Raw genomic sequence first — 2,596 nt, 5'->3', positions numbered from 1 at the left:
ATTAAATCCCCTTTTACTTTTATCATAGAGAATTTTCTACTTTTTTGCTGTACTACTTTAGGGGATAGTTACATATTGAATATAAAACACGAAAATAAACAATATCATTATCTACGTTAGTTTTGTACTAAAAATAGGATATTTATAATCATTAAAATGTTAGTTGAAAGTTATGTTAAAACTGAGAATAAGAGGGGGTAGATAAAATAGTTAAGAACAAAGAGCTGAATATAGGGAAAACTGTACTCCCTTCACCATGCGGAGTGAAGGAGTATTTTACTAATTTGATAATATTCTTGGGTTAGGTCCGTATTGGTTTTCTCCTGAAGTTGGTTTTATTATTAAAGATGCACCTATTATAGCTCCTGGACAGAGAAGATAAACAAAACACCACAGACCGCTTGTACCTATATCATGTAATCGTCTAACATTGTAAGACAATATTGTAAGAAAAGTAACGATAAAAATTAACATTACACAGATTCCTAATATAGTACTTGGTAATATTTTGTCCATACTGAATAGCAGTACAAAAGAGAGCCATACTAATATACATTGAATAAGAATAAAAAATCCAAACTCACTACGAGTTGAACGTCCTTTATAACGAAACATTTTTCTATAGCCATCAAGCCATGAATTAATTGCTTTACTTAACACTTAATACTCCTTATTTATTAAAATATTTGTAAATATATAATAAATTAAACGTTATCTCAAATATTTTATATTGATAATGTAATAGAAATACCTAGAATAATTTAATAAAATTGATTTTCATCAATTAAATGCCTGCCACTATTATTTTTTGGTTTTGGTAATATTGTTATTTATAATTAGTTTGTATTACTTATAGGTATTATCAATTTATTTTTCAATAAGGTATATGTGTTTCATTAATTGGAACAAAATCACTTAATCCTATTCTCCATCGTTGTTCAACATATTCTAATAACTCATCGAAATTAGAAAAAACATATTGTTCAAATGAAGTTATAGATTGATTGAATGCACTATCATTATCCGTTAATGTGGGGTCTGCATAATATGTACGCAGCTTATATAAAAAAAACACTTCTTTCTCATCTATTATTGGTCTTATAAGTTGATCTATATAAAGTGAATACAAGGAAAATTCCCATTCGTCATCTTCTTCCTCAGGTTTCTCATATTCAATAGAATAAATCTCAATAAAACGAGTTTTATTTTCTTCCAATCTTTCAATGAATTGACCTTTCATTTCATAGGGAAATGGATGGTAAGGATTATTGTATTTTCTCTTATTCATAATTAATAAAATATCCTAATAATTTCACCGCCATAGGATCGCTATAGGTATAAATCTGCAAATGCGTGCCATTAGAATTCTGAGCTCCAATTTTCGCATTCCAACTAAAATCATCCTAATGATACGTTCCTTTGTACCTGTTTTATTTTGTACAGTTACAAGAGCCTTTTTGCATTTAGTTCACTGCATATTTTACTTCTAATTATCTATGATTTATTACAATTCCCCAACAATAGACCAAAACCTAATTAAAATTCATTAGGTGCACACAGATTCAAGCCACCTAATAATCTAATCAGGTTTGCCAGAATAAAGCGTTCTATTTCCAGATCATTGTATCTGAAATTATTGTAATGTAAGCCAGTTTATTTGTCTAAATATTGTCCCTAATATCTGAGGTGTTGCTCTATGGATTCCTGTCCAATTTCCTTAATGTGCTTACTTCAAAGCTGATAGCTACATTCTGACAGTATTTCTCTATTTGCATCGGTCAGTTTTTCTGGACAGTTGTTTTAGTTGGAATAAGAGTAGTAATGTAAATTACTAAATTATGATGTAACTTTTTGATATTTTGTGATTTTTAAATTAATGATCGTATTCTTGGTTTCCAACCATTATTCCATTTGCTTTCAATTTCAGAAGAATAGTTTTTTATAATATAATAATCATCCTTATCATGGTGAGAAATGAAACATTGGTCTACACATTGACAAATCCAAATTAAAAGGTTTTTTATATCAATATCATTTTTAACTAGATATAGATATTCTTCTGCATTTTTTATTGTAATTTCAATTAGATTGGCATGAAAAAAACCTATCTCAAATAATAAATAGCAAAAAGTATCTTTAATTGAATCATCTTTATTTTGTAACATTTTATTTTTTATATGTAAGTTCATTTCAACAATTCGGGTTCTTTCTTTTTGCTACTGTGGATTTTTTTATTATTCATTAAGTGTACCATCAAAATTGAATATATCTTAGATTTTTCTAAAGATAAAATGTCCCATAATTATCCTTGTAAATCAATTACTATCAGTCGCGCTATTGTGGTATTAAGTCGTTGTACTTACTATTATCCAACTAAATTATTGGATGATTCAATGATTATTTTGATATTAAGTGATATAGCTGAAAAACATTTACGCTGGGGGGCCGAAATTTTTTATTGTATCGGAAAGCTCGCTATAAATAGAGTTGCAAACGTGTTTATTGGGTGTATTGTGAGTTTGTAAATACCCCAAACTTAGTACACAACTCACGTAGAAAATCATGCTGCCTGTTTTAGTGTTTTATACTCAATCGG

Annotated in this window: 4 protein-coding genes; 1 reads left to right on the top strand and 3 read right to left on the bottom strand. The window is 28.4% G+C overall.

The genetic code is table 11. The features are described from left to right. Positions 1 to 279 precede the first annotated feature (279 nt). From B9N71_RS11840 to B9N71_RS11830, 3 genes are all read right to left on the bottom strand, one after another. Positions 280 to 660, bottom strand: coding sequence for a DUF805 domain-containing protein (locus B9N71_RS11840; RefSeq protein WP_085166059.1), 381 nt, complete (start codon positions 658 to 660; stop codon positions 280 to 282). A gap of 214 nt (positions 661 to 874) precedes the next feature. After that, the gene (locus tag B9N71_RS11835; protein ID WP_085166058.1) at positions 875 to 1,288 is read right to left on the bottom strand and encodes a hypothetical protein; all 414 of its coding nucleotides are present in this window, start codon (positions 1,286 to 1,288) and stop codon (positions 875 to 877) included. A gap of 580 nt (positions 1,289 to 1,868) precedes the next feature. Next, a complete protein-coding gene (locus B9N71_RS11830) occupies positions 1,869 to 2,189 on the bottom strand; it encodes a hypothetical protein (RefSeq protein WP_085166057.1) in 321 nt (106 codons plus the stop codon). A 102-nt stretch (positions 2,190 to 2,291) separates the two neighbouring features. On the opposite strand from B9N71_RS11830, the gene B9N71_RS11825 reads away from it, so the two are divergent. Then, positions 2,292 to 2,525, top strand: a complete 234-nt coding sequence (locus B9N71_RS11825) for a hypothetical protein (protein WP_085166056.1) — start codon at positions 2,292 to 2,294, stop codon at positions 2,523 to 2,525. The last annotated feature ends 71 nt before the right edge of the window (positions 2,526 to 2,596 follow it).

This window comes from Gilliamella bombi (genome assembly GCF_900103255.1).
GTDB lineage: Bacteria > Pseudomonadota > Gammaproteobacteria > Enterobacterales > Orbaceae > Gilliamella > Gilliamella bombi.
Note: the sequence above shows the minus strand (reverse complement) of the source record. Positions and strands in the feature narration are given on the sequence as shown.

Bases quoted from the DNA above. Each gene is read 5' to 3' on its own strand.
- B9N71_RS11825 (WP_085166056.1), top strand. From the start codon at position 2,292: ATGTCCCATAATTATCCTTGTAAATCAATTACTATCAGTCGCGCTATT.
- B9N71_RS11835 (WP_085166058.1), bottom strand. From the start codon at position 1,288: ATGAATAAGAGAAAATACAATAATCCTTACCATCCATTTCCCTATGAA.
- B9N71_RS11830 (WP_085166057.1), bottom strand. From the start codon at position 2,189: ATGAACTTACATATAAAAAATAAAATGTTACAAAATAAAGATGATTCA.